Source organism: Thiocapsa sp. (assembly GCF_018399035.1).
Taxonomy (GTDB): Bacteria; Pseudomonadota; Gammaproteobacteria; order Chromatiales; family Chromatiaceae; genus Thiocapsa.
In genome coordinates, this window is record NZ_CP073760.1 from 5,534,388 (window position 1) to 5,552,290 (window position 17,903).

General features: G+C 61.6%; 17 protein-coding genes. 9 read left to right on the forward strand and 8 right to left on the reverse strand.

Annotated features, from left to right (window positions below):
• Nucleotides 1–319: 319 nt before the first annotated feature.
• The 4 genes from KFB96_RS25285 to KFB96_RS25300 all read right to left on the reverse strand — a co-directional run bounded on the left by KFB96_RS25285 (nt 320) and on the right by KFB96_RS25300 (nt 3,191).
• Nucleotides 320–1,027: an alpha/beta fold hydrolase gene (locus tag KFB96_RS25285; RefSeq protein WP_367115065.1), complete on the reverse strand. Its 708-nt coding sequence runs from the start codon at nt 1,025–1,027 to the stop codon at nt 320–322.
• Nucleotides 1,024–1,878 (reverse strand): GTP cyclohydrolase FolE2, encoded by an 855-nt coding sequence (gene folE2 / locus KFB96_RS25290; protein ID WP_213455728.1) that lies wholly within the window; start codon nt 1,876–1,878, stop codon nt 1,024–1,026. Before folE2 ends, KFB96_RS25285 begins: the two co-directional genes overlap by 4 nt.
• Before the next feature lie 160 nt (nt 1,879–2,038).
• Complete coding sequence (ispA, locus tag KFB96_RS25295; RefSeq protein ID WP_213455727.1) at nt 2,039–2,932, reverse strand: (2E,6E)-farnesyl diphosphate synthase; 894 nt, start codon at nt 2,930–2,932, stop codon at nt 2,039–2,041.
• Nucleotides 2,925–3,191 (reverse strand): exodeoxyribonuclease VII small subunit, encoded by a 267-nt coding sequence (locus tag KFB96_RS25300; protein WP_093187289.1) that lies wholly within the window; start codon nt 3,189–3,191, stop codon nt 2,925–2,927. The genes ispA and KFB96_RS25300 overlap by 8 nt, the downstream gene beginning before the upstream one ends.
• 374 nt (nt 3,192–3,565) lie before the next feature.
• Here KFB96_RS25300 and parE point away from each other — a divergent pair, with 374 nt between their 5' ends.
• The 4 genes from parE (at nt 3,566) to KFB96_RS25320 (ending at nt 8,132) form a co-directional block, all read left to right on the forward strand.
• Nucleotides 3,566–5,452 carry a DNA topoisomerase IV subunit B gene (gene parE, locus KFB96_RS25305; protein WP_213455725.1) on the forward strand — a complete coding sequence of 629 codons (1,887 nt, stop codon included), beginning with the start codon at nt 3,566–3,568 and terminating at the stop codon, nt 5,450–5,452.
• Nucleotides 5,453–5,500: 48 nt separating this feature from the next.
• A complete protein-coding gene (locus KFB96_RS25310; protein ID WP_213455723.1) occupies nt 5,501–6,619 on the forward strand; it encodes an FIST N-terminal domain-containing protein in 1,119 nt (372 codons plus the stop codon).
• A gap of 35 nt (nt 6,620–6,654) precedes the next feature.
• Nucleotides 6,655–7,143 carry a hypothetical protein gene (locus tag KFB96_RS25315; RefSeq protein WP_213455721.1) on the forward strand — a complete coding sequence of 163 codons (489 nt, stop codon included), beginning with the start codon at nt 6,655–6,657 and terminating at the stop codon, nt 7,141–7,143.
• Nucleotides 7,144–7,751: 608 nt separating this feature from the next.
• Complete coding sequence (locus KFB96_RS25320; RefSeq protein ID WP_213455719.1) at nt 7,752–8,132, forward strand: clan AA aspartic protease; 381 nt, start codon at nt 7,752–7,754, stop codon at nt 8,130–8,132.
• Nucleotides 8,133–8,775: 643 nt separating this feature from the next.
• On the opposite strand, the gene KFB96_RS25325 is transcribed toward KFB96_RS25320, so the two are convergent.
• Nucleotides 8,776–9,069 (reverse strand): hypothetical protein, encoded by a 294-nt coding sequence (locus tag KFB96_RS25325; RefSeq protein ID WP_213455718.1) that lies wholly within the window; start codon nt 9,067–9,069, stop codon nt 8,776–8,778.
• A 390-nt stretch (nt 9,070–9,459) separates the two neighbouring features.
• Between KFB96_RS25325 and KFB96_RS25330 the strand changes: the two genes are divergently transcribed.
• The gene (locus tag KFB96_RS25330) at nt 9,460–9,684 is read left to right on the forward strand and encodes a hypothetical protein (protein WP_213455716.1); all 225 of its coding nucleotides are present in this window, start codon (nt 9,460–9,462) and stop codon (nt 9,682–9,684) included.
• Between the two features lie 467 nt (nt 9,685–10,151).
• Here KFB96_RS25330 and KFB96_RS25335 read toward each other — a convergent pair whose 3' ends face one another.
• Nucleotides 10,152–10,586: a DUF4304 domain-containing protein gene (locus KFB96_RS25335; protein WP_213455714.1), complete on the reverse strand. Its 435-nt coding sequence runs from the start codon at nt 10,584–10,586 to the stop codon at nt 10,152–10,154.
• Between the two features lie 292 nt (nt 10,587–10,878).
• On the reverse strand, nt 10,879–12,228 hold the full coding sequence (locus tag KFB96_RS25340) for a transposase (RefSeq protein WP_213455643.1): 1,350 nt from the start codon (nt 12,226–12,228) through the stop codon (nt 10,879–10,881).
• A gap of 613 nt (nt 12,229–12,841) precedes the next feature.
• Between KFB96_RS25340 and KFB96_RS25345 the strand changes: the two genes are divergently transcribed.
• From KFB96_RS25345 to KFB96_RS25360, 4 genes are all read left to right on the forward strand, one after another.
• Entirely contained in the window at nt 12,842–13,723 is an 882-nt protein-coding gene (locus KFB96_RS25345) for a Druantia anti-phage system protein DruA (RefSeq protein WP_213455712.1), read from the forward strand.
• Nucleotides 13,720–15,105: an IS4 family transposase gene (locus tag KFB96_RS25350; protein ID WP_213501626.1), complete on the forward strand. Its 1,386-nt coding sequence runs from the start codon at nt 13,720–13,722 to the stop codon at nt 15,103–15,105. The genes KFB96_RS25345 and KFB96_RS25350 overlap by 4 nt, the downstream gene beginning before the upstream one ends.
• A gap of 438 nt (nt 15,106–15,543) precedes the next feature.
• Nucleotides 15,544–15,774, forward strand: a complete 231-nt coding sequence (locus KFB96_RS25355) for a hypothetical protein (RefSeq protein WP_213455708.1) — start codon at nt 15,544–15,546, stop codon at nt 15,772–15,774.
• 201 nt (nt 15,775–15,975) lie between these two features.
• Nucleotides 15,976–16,284, forward strand: coding sequence for a hypothetical protein (locus KFB96_RS25360; protein ID WP_213455706.1), 309 nt, complete (start codon nt 15,976–15,978; stop codon nt 16,282–16,284).
• Nucleotides 16,285–16,495: 211 nt separating this feature from the next.
• On the opposite strand, the gene KFB96_RS25365 is transcribed toward KFB96_RS25360, so the two are convergent.
• Nucleotides 16,496–17,902, reverse strand: coding sequence for an IS701 family transposase (locus KFB96_RS25365; RefSeq protein ID WP_213455704.1), 1,407 nt, complete (start codon nt 17,900–17,902; stop codon nt 16,496–16,498).
• Nucleotide 17,903: the final 1 nt, after the last annotated feature.

Here is a 17,903-nt window from a genome sequence, read left to right on the forward strand (position 1 = left end):
ATGCCTCCTCCGGCTGGGGTTGGGGTGTCGGTTCGACGGGTTCTTGGCGATGTCGCCTCGCGGACAGCCTTCATCGGATGATCGGCTTGCCGGGGGGCGCATCCGCGGGATGACGTCGGAGACGCGATTGTAAACCGCGTCCAGAGTGAAATGCGTCATTTTCATTTTGGGTCGGGCTCAAGGGTTTCCCGATCTTTGTGGAGATGCAGTTTGAATTTTAATATTTTTTAATACTTTAAACCGCGCCAGCTCCGGCGGTCGTCGGAGCTGGCGCGGCCGATCCACTCCAACAAACGACGCATACCGTACCGGGCGCGGTTTAGACCAAAAGATCGCTCAAGATCTCGGGGCACTCGAGTAGGGGATTATGGCCGACATCGGGCAGGACATGCAGTCGCGTTGCGGGACGCCGCCGTACGACGTCCCGTGCAATAGCGAGAAAGCGCGCATCGGAAGCCCCGACGATCCAGGTCAGCGTCCCTGGAAAGGCCGTCAGCGGCTCCCAAAGGCTCGGCATGCGCCCGAGTCCGTGCTGCTCGAGAGAGGCCGCAAGACCCGCCGGGCGTTGGCCTGAGCGCCGCCGACGCTGCCGCTCCAGCACCGCGGTCGGCAAACCGGCCTGGGTCGCGAACAAGGGCTGTGACTCCCAAGCCTCCACGAACGCGTCGATGCCGTCGTCGCGGAGCCGTCGGATCCACGCCCGGTCACCCGCGAGCCGGTCGGCACGTTGCGACCCGTCTTCAAGACCAGGATGGGCGGAGATGATGGTCGCACGGCGAAAACGTTTCGGGTCGAGCGCCATCAAGCCGAGCGCGAAGCGTCCGCCCAAGGAGTAACCGACGATCTCGTCGACACTGTCGGGCAGGGCATCCAGGATGTCGCCGATGCTGTCTTGGAAGGGCCGAACGGGCACCGAGTCGACGCCATGCCCGGGTAGGTCGATGGCGAGTGCACGTTCCTTCAGGCGCGGACAACAGGCCCACCAATCCTCGCCGCTGCCGGTGAACCCGTGCAGCAGCAGGATCAGAGCGTCGCCTCGGCGATACGGGCCTCGCGGTCCTTGTCGCGCTCGATCAGGGCGTAGGCCGAATGATTGTGGATGGACTCGAAGTTTTCGGCCTCGACCACGTAAGCGGTGACGCGGTCATCCTCGTTCAGGCGCGTGGCGACGTCCCGCACCAGGTCTTCGACGAACTTGGGGTTGTCGTAGGCATGTTCGGTCACGTACTTCTCGTCCGGCCGCTTCAGCAGTCCGAAGAGCTCGGAGGATGCCTCCGCCTCGACCATCTCGATGAGCTCCTCGATCCAGATGTGACCCTGCGTGCGGACCTGCACGGTCACATGGGAGCGCTGATTGTGCGCACCGTAGGCCGAGATCTTCTTCGAGCAGGGGCAGAGGCTGGTGACGGGCACGACGACCTTGAGCTCCAGGCTCGGGAGGCCCTGTTGGATCTCGCCGATGAAGGTGACTTCGTAGTCGAGCAGGCTCTCCACGCCGGTGACGGGCGCCTTCTTGTTCACGAAGAAGGGGAAGCGCATCTCGATATGACCGGCCTCGGACTCCAGGCGCTGCGACATCTCGGTCAGCATCTCCTTGAAGGAGGAGACGCCGATCTCGCGCTCGTGATTATTCAGGATCTGCACGAAACGGGACATGTGGGTCCCCTTGAAGTCGTGCGGCAGGTACACGTACATGTTGAAGTTGGCGACCGTATGCTGCTCGGTGCCGCTGCGATCGCTCACACGCACCGGGTGGCGGATGTCCTTGATCCCCACCTTATCGATAGCGATCCGACGAGAGTCGGCGCTCCCCTGGACGTCGGCGATCTCGGCGTTGGCGGGTGCGGCGCAGCAATTGGGCTCGAGCACGTGCTCCATGATGTGACTTCTCTCGATGGATCGTCTTTAGTGTCAAACCCGGAATTTGGGGACTGAGGCCGACAAGACAAACCGGCGCGGGTTGCCCGTGTCGATCCGCCGTGTCGATCTGCGGTGCCGATCTGCGGTGCAGATCCCCTTCTCGGAGGGGATGCCCGCCTCAGTGCTTGCGACCGATCAGCGCGCCCGCGATCCAGCGCAGGGGCTCGGCCCCGGACGAAAAAACCGCGATGCTTTCGAGCGCATCGGCGATCAAGGCGGCGGCCATCTCCTTGGCCTCGGGCAGCCCGACAAGGGCCGGGTAGGTCGCCTTCTCCAGGACTTGATCGCGACCGGCCGTCTTGCCGATCAGGTCCGTGTCGCCTTCCACGTCGAGCACATCGTCCTGGATCTGAAAGGCGAGACCGATACATTTGGCATAGTGATCGAGACGCTCGGCGTGATCCGGGTCCGTTGCCTCGTGGGCGAGGATGCCCATCTGCACGGCCGCTCTGATCAAAGCGCCTGTCTTGTGGATGTGGATATGCTCGAGCATGGCCACGTCCTGGACGCTGCCCTCGGCGGCCAGATCGAGTGCCTGACCACCGACCATGCCGCGTGCGCCGCTGGCACGCGCGAGGCTTGCGACCATCGCGATGCGCTTCTCGGCATCCAGTCCGGGCGACTCGGCCAACGCCTGGAAGGCGAGGGTTTGGAGCGCATCGCCGGCCAGGATCGCGGTCGCCTCGTCGAAGGCGCGATGACAGGTCGGGCGCCCGCGCCTCAGATCGTCGTCGTCCATCGCCGGGAGGTCGTCGTGGATCAAAGAGTAGGCATGGATCAGCTCGACGGCACAGGCGGGGCGGTCGAGCAGGGCGGGATCCACACCGAGTGCCTCGCCGGCGGCATAGGCCAAGAGCGGACGGATGCGCTTGCCGCCGCCGAGGACCGTGTAGCGCATCGCCTCGTGCAGCCGAAAGGGCTGCACGCCTGCATGCGGCAGAAGGGTGTCGAGCGTGGCTTCGACGCGGGCGCCGCAGCGCGCGCGGAAGTCGTCCAGAGTGGCGTCAGTCATTGGATTCGAAGGGCTCTAGATCGGCACCGGATTCGGACCTGGGTCCGGCATCGGGCCGAGTGTCGGTGAGGATACGCACGCGTTGCTCGGCCACATCCAGCGCCTGTTGGCAGGCACGGGTCAGGCCGATACCGCGCTCGAAAACGGTCAGTGACTCTTCGAGACTCATCTCGCCCTTCTCGAGGGCATCGACGATCGATTCAAGCTCGGCGAGCGACTGCTCGAAGGACGGCGGGGGCGGAGCGACTGGCTTTTTCATGCGCTTGAACCGCGTCCTGAGCGGATACCGATGCTTCGTTGGATAACGCCGCTCGGTTGAATCCAACGGGTTCTGGCCGGACGCGGTTCGAGGTGTTTCGGAGGCACAGTTAAATTACCGCAGCTCTTCGGATGGGTCAAACCGCAGGTGTGCAGGTTCGCCGCGGATCCGATGGCGCCGCGTGGACGCGCCTCGACAGTAGGCAAAGCGGTTCTACGAGCGCTTCGGATTTTACGCGCTGGCGGACAGGCCCGAGCGTCTGTTCTTGCCGCTGGGTCTGCCGGCACAATAGACTCCGCGATCGACAACCACTTCATCTGCTCGTTTCGAGCCTATCATCAGCGTTTCTCCGACAGGATCGACCCACAGCTCTCATGACCGGCCACTACGATGCCTCAGCCATCGAGGTCCTCAGCGGCCTCGACCCGGTGCGCAAGCGCCCCGGGATGTACACCGACACGACGCGCCCCAACCACCTGGCTCAGGAGGTCATCGACAACAGCGTCGACGAGGCGCTCGCCGGGCACGCCCGTCGCATCGAGGTCGTGCTCTTCGCCGACGGCTCGCTCGAGGTGAGCGACGACGGGCGCGGCATGCCGGTGGATATCCACCCCGAGCAGGGCCTGCCCGGCGTGGAGGTCATCCTCACCAAGCTGCACGCGGGCGGCAAGTTCAACGGCGACAATTATCGCTTCTCCGGCGGTTTGCACGGGGTCGGCGTCTCGGTGGTGAATGCGCTCTCGCAGCGCCTGGATGTCTGGGTCAAACGCAGCGGTCACGAGCACCACATGGCCTTCGCCGGCGGCGAGAAGGCGAGCGATCTGGTTCAGCTTGGAAGCGTCGGGCGCGGCAACACGGGCACCCGGTTGCGATTCTGGCCGAATCCGAAGTATTTCGACACGCCCAAGATCGCCACCCGCCCGCTGACGCATCTGCTGCAGGCCAAGGCGGTCCTCTGTCCCGGCCTCGAGGTCCGCTTTCGCGAGGAGGCGAGCGGGGACGAGCAGGTCTGGTGCTACCAGGACGGTCTCAAGGACTATCTGCTCCAGGCGCTCAACGGGGCCGAAACCCTGCCGTCGCAGCTCTTCGTCGGCGACCTTGAAGGCACCAACGAGGCGGCGAGCTGGGCGCTGGGCTGGTTGCCCGATGGCGGCGAGGCGGTTGCCGAGAGCTACGTGAACCTCATCCCGACGGTGCAGGGCGGCACCCACGTCAACGGGCTGCGTTCGGGGCTCACCGAGGCGGTACGCGAGTTCTGCGAATTCCGCAACCTGCTGCCGCGCGGCGTGAAGGTGGCCCCGGAGGATGTCTGGGGCCGCGTCAGCTACATCCTCTCGGTCAAGCTGATCGAGCCGCAGTTCTCCGGGCAGACCAAGGAGCGGCTGTCCTCGCGCGAGTGCGCCGCCTTCGTCTCGGGCGTGGTCAAGGATGCCTTCAGTCTCTGGCTGAATCAGCATGTGGCCGAGGGCGAGCGGATCGCCGAGCTGGTCATCGGTGCCGCTCAGGCGCGACTGCGCGCCGGTCGCACCGTGACCCGCAAGAAGATCACGCAGGGGCCGGCCCTGCCGGGCAAGCTCGCCGACTGCACCTCGACGGATCCTGAGCGCGGCGAGCTCTTTCTGGTGGAGGGCGATTCGGCCGGCGGCTCGGCCAAGCAGGCGCGCGATCGCGAGTTCCAGGCCATCCTTCCGCTGCGCGGCAAGATCCTCAATACCTGGGAGGTCGATGCGGCCGAGGTCCTGGGTTCGCAGGAGGTCCACGACATCGCGGTGGCCATCGGCGTGGATCCGGGCAGCGACGATCTCGCGCGGCTGCGCTTCGGCAAGGTCTGCATCCTTGCCGATGCCGATTCGGACGGCGCACATATCGCGACCCTGCTCTGTGCGCTCTTTCTGCGTCACTTCAGGCGTCTGGTCGCCGAAGGGCACGTCTTCGTCGCCATGCCGCCGCTCTACCGCATCGACGTCGGCAAGCAGGTCTTCTACGCCCTGGACGACAGCGAGAAGCGCGGCATCCTGGACCGCATCGAGGCCGAGAAGATCAAGGGCAAGGTCAATGTTCAGCGTTTCAAAGGGCTGGGCGAGATGAATCCGGGGCAACTGCGCGAGACGACCATCCATCCGGATACCCGGCGCCTGGTTCAGCTCACGGTTGAAGCCGAAGACGACAGCAACAACCTCCTGGACATGCTGCTGGCCAAAAAGCGCGCATCCGATCGACGGGCCTGGTTGCAGGAGAAGGGCGACCTCGCCGAGGTTTAGCCTCTTGTCGGTGCGATTCGACATTCCACACTGGATGACTCCATCACGATGACACCATTCCGCCTCGGACATGCCGCGGATCTCGATTGGCGTCTGGCTGCCGATCGATGTCTGACGCAGATCGGGAGCGTGCCGAAAGAGGCGACGCTCGGATTTCTCTATGTCACCGATGTGCTTGCGGATGATCTCGACGAAATCCTCCGCAGCCTTCGCGCGGCCACGGGCATCGCGCAATGGGTCGGCAGTGTCGGCATGGGGATCTGTGCCACCGGTGCCGAGTACTACGATGAGCCCGCGCTTGCGGTCATGCTCGGCGAGTTTCCGAGCGATGATTTTCGGGTCTTTCCGAGCCTGGTCGAGGATCTCGACGACTTCGATCTGCGTCACGGCGACTGGATGCGCAGCAACCCGCCCTATCTGGGCCTGGTCCACGGCGACCCATCCAACGGTCTGACCGAGATCCTGATCCAACAGCTCGCACAGCGCACGACCGCGGGTTTCCTCGTCGGCGGTCTCGCCAGCGCGCGTGCAGACGCCCTGACCATCGCCGACGGGGTGACACGCGGCGGTCTGTCCGGCGTCCTCTTCTCCGAGCGGGTCGGGATCCTGACCCGGCTCAGCCAGGGCTGTTCGCCGATCGGACCGCATCACGTGATCACCGAAGGCCAGCGCAACATCCTGATGCGACTCGATGGCGAGCCCGCGCTCGATGTGCTCAAGCGCGATATCGGCGAGATCCTGGCCCGCGACCTTGCGCGTCTCGGCGGCTACATCTTCGCCGGGCTGCCGATCCAGGGCTCGGATACCGGCGATTATCTGGTGCGCAATCTGGTCGGCATCGATCCCCATCACGGCCTGGTCGCGATCGGGGATCTGGTGGAGCCCGGACGCGAGCTGATGTTCTGCAGGCGCGATGCCGATACCGCCCGCGAGGATCTCGACCGGATGCTCGAGGGCATCAAAGGCCGCCTGTCTGCTCCCCCGCGAGGCGGCATCTACGTCTCCTGCCTGGGGCGCGGGGTCAACCTCTTCGGCCCGGACTCGGCCGAGCTCAAGCAGATCCAGGCGACGCTCGGCGATGTGCCCATCGTCGGTTTTTACGCCAACGGCGAGATCTCGCAGGATCGTCTTTACGGCTATACGGGCGTCTTGACCCTCTTTACCTGAGGACGACCGCGCCCTCGCAATCAACGGGGTTCGCAATGACGGACACGGACATCGACATTCGCATCATGTCGCCGGCCGAGGTCGAGCCCGACATGCTGCCCGCCCTGCTCGACTATGATCGCCCCTTCTTTCCCGCCCCGCGTGCTCGGTTCCTGGAGACTTGGCTGACCCGGAAGGAGACGCGCCGAAGCTGGGCCCTCGTCGATCCGGCGGTCGATGCGGGCGGTGGCCCCGGACGCGTGACGGGTTACGGGACGGTTAGACAATGCCGCGCCGGTTGGAAGATCGGGCCGCTCTTCGCGGACGATCCCGCCGGAGCCGAGGTCCTGTTCCGACGCTTGGCCAGCTGTGCCGGCAACGATCCGGTCATCCTGGATCTACCCGAGCCCAATCCGGCCGCGCTGGACCTGGCGAAGGCCTATGGCCTGTCCCCCGTGTTCGAGACCGCGCGCATGTATCGAGGCACTGCGCCCTCGCTCCCGATCGATCGGATCTACGGCGTGACGACCTTCGAGCTGGTCTGAGCGGGTCTTCCGCGGTTCCGAGACACACTTCTGCGGTGCCGTCGATTCTTTCCCGGCGATGCACCGGCGTTGCTTCATCGCGACACCTTCGGGGAGCCTCACGGTGCATCCGAATACCGACCTCGATGCCGATCGTCATGATCCAGACCCGGCACTGGCCCCGGTGCCTGCGATGCACTTCGCCCGGCGCATCTCGGCCGCCGCGATATGCTCGGCTTGCTCCAAGCGTGTGCGCCGCGTCACGCCCCGATACCCGGCCGTATCTCGAACCTCCGGGTAGCCTCGCGCTCGCGCTTGGTCTAAAGTCAATCTCGGCAGGATCTTCGTACATCTTTTCGAACCATCGGTGAGTTTGCACTTCCAGTGGTATGAAATTTCCATGGTCCTGCCGAATCCCCGCACATCCATCACCAAGCCCCGGACTCGGACTTGGCCGGGCTTATGAGCGAGGCCCGGGAAGTGATGGAGCCGGATCGCTTCCAATTGACACGGAATTAGAGGGGCCCGGAATTAGAGGGGCCATGGTCGATTAAAAGTTTCAGGCATGGAATGATACGGTTTAGACCACTTGTTGCTCATGAGCAAGCGCAAACAATTTGGAGATGAGCATGGGCTTAACGTACGCCGATCTCATACTAGAGGCTACTTTTCGTGCCAGGAAGATGTCGGTGCGGGCATTAGTGGACTCGGGTGCAGTCTTCATGATCATTCCTCAACACGTTGCCCTCCAGCTCGGCTTCGATATTGATGAGGTCAGTACGCGAGAAGTTGTTCTTGCGGATGGATCAAGGAAACAGGTGCCGATGGTTGGACCTTTACGGGTTCATTTTCGTGATCGCTATTGCGATCTTTCGGCTTTGGTTTTCGGTGATGAAGCCTTGTTGGGTGCGGTCCCGATGGAGATGATGGATTTGGTTCTGCAACCGAGTACGCAGTCATTGACCGTAAATCCCGAAAGTCCATATATCCCCGTCGCGCTTGCGAAGTAGAAGGAAAAACGGGGACGCACCACATTAAACCGCGTCCAGAGCGACATGCGTTATTTTCATGTTGTGTCGGGCTCAAGGATTTTTCCGACCTTTTTGGAGACGCGGTTTAGAATTTAATATTTTTTAATACTCTAAACCGCCAGCTCCGACAGTCGTCGGAGCTGGCGCGGCCGATCCACTCCAACAAATGACGCATACCGCACCGGGCGCGGTTTAGGGCCTCGATCATCCCTTCGCCCACAGCGGCCACCGAATGCGTCGTCAGGCCATCCTGGCCTGACGGAATCAGGGCTGGAAGCCCTGACGACACAAGGATCGCCAGCAGCTGGACCAAACGATGATCAAGGCAGACAACGGTGTCCAGGATAATCAACCATGTCATGCCAAGCTAACATGCCAACAAGTTGCACGAACCGATGGCAAAGCAGCCTAAACCCCGGCTTCTTGAACTTCTAATGCCCTTGCGGGATGTGTTCTCTGCCGCGGGGCCGAACAACAAAGCGTGTGGTATCCTTAATAGAGACATCGGGTGGATCATTTGCGGGATCATAACGCCTACTCCATCCGATCTTTACGCATAGAGCGCGGTTCTACGGGAAATGGCTTGGCCGGAGCGACCGGACTCCCGGTTGCAAACGTGTCGTTACCCAGGATCCTGGGGAGCGCCCCCGCCCAGCTCGATCCCGATCCGCACGCGCACCAACTCGCCCAAAGTCGCCCACTCGGCTTGGTCCAGACCAGCCGCGATCCCGAGCCGTCGCAGATTGGCACGCAGATCGGTTTCGCAGCCCATGTAGATGGTGTGGCCGATCTCACCCGCGACTTGGGGCCGGCCGACGAGGTGACCGTCGGGCGTCACCGTCAACTCGGCCAACGCGGGCGTCGTGTAGACACGCTCGAACAGATACCCCACGATGGCCACCATCTGCGGGGGCATATTGGGTTATCGTGTGGGGTCGAGTTTGTGACCGTTGTCAGGGATCGTCATGGGTGGAGTATGACCGACAATGCGACCCTCGCGACAGAGTTCGAGCTCCGATAACAGCCGTCGCGAACCATTGGATGGGCGCGCCCATGGCTGGGCCGGCAAGGATTTCGGCGGGCGGGGCGAGCTGGATACCCCGCCAAGAAAGCTCCACATCGAACACCCGATGACGACGCCAGGCCGCTGCGTCCGTCTTCGGTCCAACGCATCGCCCGCAACAGCGGGTACACATAGAGGATTCTAGTGATCAGTAACGAATGCCCCGAGTGCAGTACTCCGAAACATCCACTCTTGTGCTGTCCCGAGTGCGGATACACCCACCGATTGGCCGCGCAAAGCGCCATGCCGGACACCAATGATTCGAGTCCGGCGGAAGCGTTACAACCGCCGGCGATGATCGCCAATCAGACCACGAGCAGCTCAGCGCCCCTCATCAGCCACAAGCGCCGCCGTCTGACCGCCGTGGCCGGCTCGACGGTCCCCCGTTGCGCGGTCTGCGACAGCCCGGCCGTGACCGGCGAGGCGCTGTGTGCGCAGCATAGCGAGGATGTGGGCCTGGTCGACTAGCCTACTCGGCGATACAGTCGCGGTTCCATCGACACGCACAAAAACGGGGCCAGCGGCCCCGTCGTCGTCAATTGGGCGCGGCCGACGCCGCGCCGCAGAGGTATCAGGAACCGCCGAGGATGGCGTAGGGCACAAGAGGCATCAAACAAATCGCCACAGCCGTCCAAAAGGCACGGCGGTTCCAGGAATGCAGTGCTTCATCGCTCATCGTTGTCACCTCGATTGATCGTTTGGTTGACGTTGGTCTGTCGTACCAACGATCTCGAAGATTGGAACGGTCCAGCAGACTTCAACGAATACCGCAGACACTCCGCGGTATATACCTAGTGTTATGGTAGGTCATTGGGCGATGCCGGTGTGATGCGTCCAAAGGGGGCTCATGGCCGGGTGGGCGGAGCCAGCTGCGGTGTTGCCGCATGCCCCATCATGACGCGCTGCTCGGCCGCTGATAGCGCGCTCTTTCGCACTCAGACCCCGGCGAACTGAGCGATATCCGGGCCAACCTCGCCACACGACAACCAGGCATCCACCTGCGGAAGGTCGCCCGCCACCCGTAGTGCCAGCCGCTCGTACTTGGCGACATCCTCCCCGAAGCCGGCAAAGCTGAACCCCGCAAAGGTGTCGTCCGACGGTGCGTCGCGCTCTTGGAGCCGTGCACGATCTCCGCCCGGCAGGTAGGCGACCTCGAGCGACTCCTCGGGGATGACCGGCCCCCAAGCGGTTAGCAGCGGCCCGCGATCTCTCCGGCCGAACTCAAGGATGAAGCTGCCGCCGTACTTCCAATACTGGATCGACAGCAGATCCTGGGCGTCGTTCCGTAGCCGCATGAAGTGGATGGACTTGCCGACGAAACCGGCCGCAGCGAGCACGGGTACAAGGTGCTTGCGGAACGACTTGCGCATGAGTTCGCCTTCTCGGGACAGCCGAACAAGTATAATTAAAGTGAGAGAGCGGGGATACCTCAGGGTCTGTTCCTGTCTACACGTTAGCTTCTCGCAGAGCTTGCATAGAAATGATGGCAGCAGAAATTAACTCGACTTTGGCCATTTTAGGCGATCTCGATCATCGTGCCAGCCGCGACCGGCAATCGCGGGGCGCGGGTCCGCACGGCGGACCCTGGGGGGACCACGGAACCAACCCGTCAGGCCCGCGGGCGGCCCCGGCGCGGCGGCGCGGAGCGCCGCGCGAGGCCGCTCAGGCGGTCGCGGCCAACTGCGCGAGCACGCGCTCCCAGTCTGGGCGAGAAATTACCACCTGATCCTGATCCGCAAGCGAGTTGACGTAATTCCCCTCGGCCCAAATGGTGCGACGCACCAGCGCCAGGCAGTCGGAAAAGGTGGCCTGCGGCTTGAGGTACCAAGCGGTCGAGCGCGGCAAGGACGCCCAGTGGTCGCGCAGCTGATGCACCATCAAGCAGACGATGGAAAACAGCGCCAGCAACACGGGCGTGGTGCGGGCGATGGCCTTGGCCGCCCACTGGCGTTGCGTCTCGACGCCCAGATGGCGACGCACCTCGGCGAAGGTGACCTCGATCGACCAGCGCCAGACGAACCAGCCGATCACGCGGGCGGGCGCCAACGTCAGGTCGGTCGTGAAAAAGGCCTGGGGATCGAGCGTACCGAGCGGATCGACGACCAACACCCAGCGGATCGGCAGGGGCGGCCACCCCGGGGTGTGCCAGAGACAGACCGCGCTGAGCAGGCGCAGCGTTTTGGTCTCGCCGCGATACCAGTCGACCGTGGTCGCGGTGCCCTGCGTGAGCGCCTCCTCCAGGCGCGTGGCGAGTTTGGCCAGGGCATGGCCCTTCTTCGGCTTGGGGCCGCGGCGCCCCGGCGGCGGCGGTGCGGGCGGCGCAAACAAGCGCGCATCCAGGCGCAGGCGTGAGATCAAGGCCGCCTGCGCGCTGAGGCATTCCCAGCCCAGGCGCACACAGGAATAGCTGCCGTCGCCGACCAAGACCCAACGGCGGCGCGTGAGCCCGCGCGCCACCAACCGGACCATCACAACGGTCCAGTCGATCACGGTTCGATGGGCCTTCCCCGCAGCGACGTTGGCCCGTTGCGATGGCGCCAGCAAGGTCAGGAACGGCAATGCCCAGGGCCGCTGGCTCCACGGCAAGGGGACGATCAACGCCATGCAGATCCAGTGCAGGCCCAGACAGGTCACCACGCGACTTTTGCTCGAGCGGACCGCATCGCGGAACATTCCCTTGGCGGCAATGCGCGCGCCCTTGCGCCGCTCCAGGGTCTCGTCGACCACCACCAGGATCGGCCAGCCGGGCGGCAGCAGCGCCAGCAACAGCCCCAGCAGGATCTGCGACCCCTGCACCCCGGACCAGCACCCCCGACTGAGCACCCGGTGATAACGCTCGAACCGGGGTTCGTGCGCCAGTCCCATGACCCGCAGGGCTGCGGCCACCGTGCGCGGGCCTTGGGCCAGCAGCGTGCCGGTCACCAAGACCTGCACGTGGCGCCAGGTCGGGGCGGTGAACAGGGGCGCAAACGCGAATAAAATCGGTACAATCGAGGCTGGCAGGTGGGGCATCCGCGGGTACGTCCGTTGTCTTGGTCGATCGCGGACGGTACTCCATTGGTGGCCCGCCTGCCTCCCCCTGTGCATCGCCGCAGGCCACGCCTGCCGATGGACCGCGGCTGGTCGCGACGATCGGCCGCCGCAAGCCCCGGCTTAGCACACGCTTCGGCACCGCTTTGGCGTCACGTGCGGGTCCTGCGCCCAGCTGCAAAAATGGCCAAAGTCGAGATTAAGAAATTGAGTATTTCTGAGCGTCTTCGGACAATGGAAACGATATGGACTCGCTTTTGTATGATGACGCCCATATGCCTTCACCAGGCTGGCACGGGAGTATCCTTGTAGAAAGGAAGAAAAAAATCGATGATGGATCGGCGACGTTTTTGTCCGTTGACGAAGTAAAAGAAAGACATAAGTAGGCGATGGAAATAAGAGATGTCTTCCTTCTAGAGGCAGCTGTAGCTGATATTGAGAGTGGCCGACTTTTCTATGAAGAACAGCAACCCGGTCTGGGCCACATCGTTACCCACATCTCCGCTCCCCATGATCCGCTGCGGGGCGGGGGCTGGACACAGAACCGCTGAGCTGGTGAAATTGTCCCCTCGTCAACCGCAGGGGGCAAGGTACAGTGAGCGAGCAGAGGCCGGAGAAACTGTGTGGGCGGGCATTGAGTGCGACCGATCTGGAGGTGATCCGAGAGGAGATCCGCCGTGCCGAGCCGGCGAACCGTGCCGAGATTGCCCGGCGGGTGTGCCGGGCCCTGGAGTGGACGAACGCGCTGGGTGAGCCGAAGCTGATGAGCGCCCGGGTGGGGCTGTTGCGGCTGCACCGGGCGGGCCTGATCGAGTTGCCGGCACCGCGCTGGGGCAATGGCAATGGGCGCGCACTGACGCACGCGGCGGTGCTGTGGCCGCCAGCAATCGCTTTGGACGGGCGGGTGGATGCGCTCTCGGGTGTGCGCCTGAGCGTGGTGCGCGAGAAGGCGGCTTCGCGGTTATGGAACGGCCTCGTCGATCGCTACCACTACCTCGGTTACAGTCCGCTGCCGGGGGCGCAGATGCGCTACCTGATCGAATCGGATCAAGGTCTGCTCGGCGCCTTGGGCTTCGGGGCGGCGGCCTGGAAGGTCGGCGTGCGCGACGCCTGGATCGGCTGGGACCGGTTGCAGCGCGAAGCGCGCCCGGGCGCGGTGGTGAACAATGCCCGCTTTCTGCTGCTGCCGTGGATTCGCGTGCAGCACTTGGCCTCCAAGGTGCTGGGGCTCGCGGCACGGCGGGTGGGCAGCGATTTTGCCGAGCGCTACGGCGAGCGGCCGGTGCTGCTGGAGACCTTTGTGGAGTTGGCGCGCTACCGCGGAACCTGTTACGCGGCGGCCAATTGGCAGTACCCGGGCGAGACGCAAGGGCGGGGCAAGTGCGATGTCGCCCATCGCGCGACGTTGCCGCGCAAGGGCGTCTTCGTCTACCCGCTGCGCGCGGACTTCCGCCGCGCCTTGGGGGTGGCGGCATGAGCGCGCTGGTGGCGGAGTTGGCGGACATCGATCTGGGTGACGTGCGTCTGAATCGTCGCGCGCGGCGGGTGCTGCAACGCCTGGGTGAGAAACCGATGCTGAGTCTTCCGAGCGCCTGCGGTGGCTGGGGCGATACCCGTGCGGCCTACCGGCTGTTTGATCATGCCGCGGTCAGCGCCGAGGCGGTGCTCGCCCCGCATTACGCCTGCACCGTCGAGCGGATACGCGAGCACCCACGGGTGCTGTGTATCGAAGACACCTCGGAGCTCGACTACACCGGCAAGAGCGATATCCAGGGCCTGGGGCCGCTCAACTACGAGACCCGCCGGGGGCTGTATCTGCATCCAACCCTGGCGGTGACCCCCGATCGGTTGGCGCTGGGCCTACTCCATGCCCACACTTGGGTGCGTGAGCCCGGCAGCCTCGCCCAGCCCAAGGACGCCGCTCGCCCGATCGAAGAGAAGGAAAGCCTGCGCTGGATCGACGGCTTCGCGCGGGTGAACGAACTGGCCGAGCAACTGCCCGAGACGCGCCTGACCTATCTCGCCGATCGCGAGGCCGACATCTACGAGCTGTTCGTCGAGGCCCCGTGCCCGGACACCGGTGCCGACTGGCTGGTACGCGGCCAGCACGACCGCGTCCTCGGCAAGGACGCCGAGGGCAATCCCGAGACCTTACGCCAGCGTTTAGACCAGGCCCCGGTGCTCACCGAAACCTGTTTCGATCAACCCGGCGGCAACGGACGTACCGCCCGCACCGTCCACCAGCAGATCAAGGCCGTGCGCCTGAAGCTGCCGGCCCCGTATCGGCGCGATCGCAAGCTGGCCGAGATCGAGATCACCGCTATCCTCGCCACCGAGCTCCAACCGCCACCCGGTGAGGACCCCGTCGAATGGTTGCTGCTGACCAACCTGCCCGTGACCACGCCCGAGCAAGCGCTGGAGAAAATCAGTTGGTACCTGTGCCGATGGCAAATTGAGATTTTTTTCAGAATCCTCAAAAGCGGCTGTCGTATCGAAGAACTGCAGCTGGAGAAGCGCGAACGTCTCGAGCCGGCACTGGCGTTCTACATGATCATCGCCTGGCGCGTGCTGTTGCTCACCATGCTCGGACGCGACTGTCCCGAGATGCCTTGCGATGTCGTCTTCGATCAGGCCGAATGGCAGGCGGTCTACCTGGTGACCCAACGCAAGCCGCCACCCGAGACCCCGCCGTCGCTCGATCAGATGGTCCGCATGGTCGCCGGCCTCGGCGGCTTACTCAACCGCAAGCGTGACGGTTTCCCCGGACCCCAGACGATCTGGATCGGACTGCAGCGGGCTGCCGATTTCGTGCTCGCGTTGGAGGCCCAGCGCACTGCCGACGGGGAGAGTTGTGGGTAACGATGTGGGTCTGGGCGACTATTTCTGGAACACCTTGCTGTCGGATTTGGAATACTTGATCATTTAGGCGAAAAACGGGACGTACTACATTAGCTGCCTAACGATGAGCTACAGCCGAAGTCGGTTTCGCTCTCTCTCAACCGGCTCGGCTGAGCATGGCGTTAGGCGCAGAAACGGTTAAGCCTATTGTGGATTTTGAAATCATCGGCGCAATTGAGGGCGTTGAGCCCGTCGCAGTCGGAACTGGGATACGTGACTTACCCCGACTCCGAAAGCAGTACGGCAAGGGAAACTGGAGAAAACTTAAAGGTTTCGCGCGTGTCGAACTAATAGATGGCACCGTACATACAGCGGAACTTCATTGGTATGAAGCTCATGGCATCGGTAAGAGAGAATTCAAAATAAAGTTTCCTCTACTTGATTAGCAGAACGATAACTATGGCCAAGCAAGAAAATCCGTCCTTCGCGGTTTGCGTTAACAACCAAGACTACCCCGCATCGTTAGAGGTTGGCAAGTTGTATCAGGTTATTCCTGACAGCAATGCTGACGCTCACGGCTACATACGCGTAATCGATGAAAGCGGCGAAGACTACGGATACAGCAAAGATCGATTCTTCCCGCTTCAAATTCCCAGCGCCTTACAAGATGCACTTCTGAAAGTGGCTTAAACATCAGAAAGACGCCTAACGAGAGGCTCGGCTGCGGAGGGGAGTAGTGTCAGGTTTCCCATTGCGCACTTATGGCTTCGGTCCGTGAGCGGACCGTGCCATGAGGTACATGTGAGACCTAGCCCCGCATTCACTCTGATGATTTAGTCTTGGTGCCCTTTCCCTCTACGGACCTGTCGTCGGCCAAGAATCGACCATAAGGTGAAGAATTTGGAAACGAAGATTTGTTCTATTCCGTATTATCGAAGAGATCAATATGAAATTCTCAGAGAACAATCTGTCGACAAAGAAAATTTTTCAATTTCATATGACGAGATGGCTGCAATTACAGAAACAACACGCTTGGACATGGAAAATAGAGGCTATAAGGTCATAAAGATCAATGTCGATATGGTGGAGTTAATCGAATGGGCGGCGTCACAACATTTTAAACTAAACCCTGAATCACGCACCAGATTCGCAATGAAAAAGCTAAAGGTAATAATTTCAAGCCAATCCATCGACGCCTAATCTGGAACCGGCGACTAGCCATGCAATTGGCTCATATTATAGTGCTTTTCAAAAGTTCCTGTAGGTAACAATCGAAGTAACAAATCGCTTGATCCAAAGCGGAGCGTTGGGTCAAGTCTTGAAATCACGCATTGCGCGACTTCAAAACTTGGCCCCGATGCCTCCATGCTTTCCTTAGTACTACTTTGTTACCTTAATTCTGGAGCTACGATCATGCAGCGACGTTCGCTTTGTAGCGTCGATCAATGTCTTCGCGCCTTTGCTTATGTCTGATTTCCATTTGTGCTATTTTCTTATCCACGGCAGCGGGGTCGTTGAGTAGCATCGCTATAATCATCAGCCGAATGTCCCGACAACTCAGCAACGGACAATCGTCTTTGTAAAACATGCGCTCTTTAACGATAAATGATAGCGATAACATGACGAGCGCCATATGATGGTGCCACGCATCCCACTTTCTGACTTGGTAATCGGACATTCCAAACTCGCTCTTGGCTTCTTGAAACGCGCGCTCGACCCAATAGCGCTGTGCCTGCATGTAAGCGAATCGTTGGATCGATGTAGTAAGATAATCGGCGTTGCTCAGCGAGTACTTGATCTTGTTGTCCGACTGATTTCTGCTAATGACAAGAACGCGCTCGGTCAGCGCGTCCGACTTGCCGTCCCAGAGCCAAACACGGGACGCATGCATCGAGAGCGTCAGCTGCCCCTTCGTGCCGTCTCGAACGGTGATCGTCTGCCATTCATAAATAGAAAGTTGCTGGGCGTACAAATCGACTCGAATGGAATCCCTATCGGCACGCAGTTTCGTTGGCTTCGCTCCACGTTTCGACGCGCTTTCAGGAACACCGAGATCCGGTTTCGTGGGATAGATCTGTTGATTGCAATGCACATCGAGTATGAACGTTAACCCCATGTTATCCAAGCTGTTGCCGAGTTCAGATCCATGGCCGTAAAGACCATCTCCCCCAACCCAGCCAAACTCTACGCCAGCCTCGACGTCGGCTTTGACCATCTCAAGGGCGAGGTCGAGTTTTGTTTTGAACGTCCGCTTTTCCTCTGGGATCCCGGCCTTCTCGCAGCGTTTGGGATCGGACGTCCAGCATTCCGGCAGAAAGAGCCGCTCATTAATCAACGTGCTATGTGCATTCCATACCAGACTGACATATACACCAACTTGGCAATTCTCGACTTTTCCCCTGACACCGGCATATTGTCGCGCGACGCCAGCGGAGTTTTTTCCTTTCTTGATATGCGCTGACTCATCGATAATATACCCGACATCACAACGTCGATACTCGTTTTCGCTGGCGTATAGATCAGACGTGTTCAGTGCGATTTCACTGATTAGATTGGGTGCTGACCATGTCGAGTTCGTAATAAACTGCTGAACACGCTGATAGCCATCGCCAGACAATTCGAGTTCTTCGTTCATGCGTTCTATATTGCGCTTTCCTGCTTCTGTTTTAAAGAGACCGCGAATATATGCCGCGCCTAACTCATGGCCGTCGGATGTTTCATTCCGAAAGCAATGATGATATTCTTCGATGTGAAGCGCGAGGTTGTTATTTAACTGCTTTCGCACATCGTCTTTTCTAGGGCTGTTTTTCGTGATCATC

What these genes read in the sequence shown, in the direction of transcription:
- folE2 (WP_213455728.1), bottom strand. Translation starts at nt 1,878, where the DNA reads ATGGAGCACGTGCTCGAGCCCAATTGCTGCGCCGCACCCGCCAACGCC.
- KFB96_RS25315 (WP_213455721.1), top strand. Translation starts at nt 6,655, where the DNA reads ATGACGGACACGGACATCGACATTCGCATCATGTCGCCGGCCGAGGTC.
- ispA (WP_213455727.1), bottom strand. Translation starts at nt 2,932, where the DNA reads ATGACTGACGCCACTCTGGACGACTTCCGCGCGCGCTGCGGCGCCCGC.
- KFB96_RS25310 (WP_213455723.1), top strand. Translation starts at nt 5,501, where the DNA reads ATGACACCATTCCGCCTCGGACATGCCGCGGATCTCGATTGGCGTCTG.
- parE (WP_213455725.1), top strand. Translation starts at nt 3,566, where the DNA reads ATGACCGGCCACTACGATGCCTCAGCCATCGAGGTCCTCAGCGGCCTC.
- KFB96_RS25335 (WP_213455714.1), bottom strand. Translation starts at nt 10,586, where the DNA reads ATGCGCAAGTCGTTCCGCAAGCACCTTGTACCCGTGCTCGCTGCGGCC.
- KFB96_RS25350 (WP_213501626.1), top strand. Translation starts at nt 13,720, where the DNA reads ATGAGCGCGCTGGTGGCGGAGTTGGCGGACATCGATCTGGGTGACGTG.
- KFB96_RS25320 (WP_213455719.1), top strand. Translation starts at nt 7,752, where the DNA reads ATGGGCTTAACGTACGCCGATCTCATACTAGAGGCTACTTTTCGTGCC.
- KFB96_RS25340 (WP_213455643.1), bottom strand. Translation starts at nt 12,228, where the DNA reads ATGCCCCACCTGCCAGCCTCGATTGTACCGATTTTATTCGCGTTTGCG.
- KFB96_RS25330 (WP_213455716.1), top strand. Translation starts at nt 9,460, where the DNA reads ATGCCGGACACCAATGATTCGAGTCCGGCGGAAGCGTTACAACCGCCG.
- KFB96_RS25300 (WP_093187289.1), bottom strand. Translation starts at nt 3,191, where the DNA reads ATGAAAAAGCCAGTCGCTCCGCCCCCGCCGTCCTTCGAGCAGTCGCTC.
- KFB96_RS25325 (WP_213455718.1), bottom strand. Translation starts at nt 9,069, where the DNA reads ATGCCCCCGCAGATGGTGGCCATCGTGGGGTATCTGTTCGAGCGTGTC.
- KFB96_RS25365 (WP_213455704.1), bottom strand. Translation starts at nt 17,902, where the DNA reads ATGATCACGAAAAACAGCCCTAGAAAAGACGATGTGCGAAAGCAGTTA.
- KFB96_RS25355 (WP_213455708.1), top strand. Translation starts at nt 15,544, where the DNA reads ATGGCCAAGCAAGAAAATCCGTCCTTCGCGGTTTGCGTTAACAACCAA.